Raw genomic sequence first — 623 nt, 5'->3', positions numbered from 1 at the left:
GACACTGGACGTGGGCGAGCTGGGCGAGCGCAACGTCTTCGCCGGCATCAAATCGCGTTACGCACCGCAAGAGCTGGAAGGCAAACTGGTCGTCCTGGTCGCCAACCTGGCACCGCGCAAGATGAAGTTCGGCGTCTCCGAAGGCATGGTACTGGCCGCCGGCCCCGGCGGGGATGACATTCACATCCTCAGCCCGGACAGTGGCGCCGAACCGGGCATGGAAGTGCGCTAGGGTGAAAGCTCGGCGCCGGATGCCTGACGCAGAGGCGCCTTCATTCTACTGTGGGAAGCGATGCTTGCATCGCGAATAATCAGGTGGTGCTGAGCACGCCTCTTGGTCATGCAAGCATGACTTCCCACCCCCCTCTCATCTGGCCGAGCGTCTACAAGTGTGAGTGAGCAGGTTGAATTCACCCAAGGGCACAGAGAGCCTGAAAGGCGGAATCCGACATCCTGCTTAGCATCAATTCAACGTCGCCAAGTGTTCCCGCAGCGCCGCCTCATCTTCGATCGTGATGCGCCCGTAGCCCAGCGTGATCAGCCCCTGCGCCTCAAACGCCTTGAGCGTCCGGTGCACGCCCTGACGAGTCATCCCCATCATGTTGGCAATATGTTCACGGGTC

The 623-nt window shown here is 61.0% G+C and carries 1 protein-coding gene and 1 pseudogene; one reads left to right on the top strand and one right to left on the bottom strand.

Translation table 11 applies throughout. From position 1 onward, the window contains the following. Positions 1 to 232 (top strand): annotated as a pseudogene (gene metG / locus A3730_RS12035) (methionine--tRNA ligase); the annotation flags it as partial. Positions 233 to 463: 231 nt separating this feature from the next. On the opposite strand, the gene A3730_RS12030 reads toward metG, so the two are convergent. After that, the gene (locus tag A3730_RS12030) at positions 464 to 610 is read right to left on the bottom strand and encodes a helix-turn-helix domain-containing protein (protein ID WP_255364262.1); all 147 of its coding nucleotides are present in this window, start codon (positions 608 to 610) and stop codon (positions 464 to 466) included. Between the last annotated feature and the right edge of the window lie 13 nt (positions 611 to 623).

It is taken from the genome of Alcanivorax sp. HI0044 (assembly GCF_001634945.1).
This window is presented reverse-complemented; position numbering and strand designations above follow the sequence as displayed.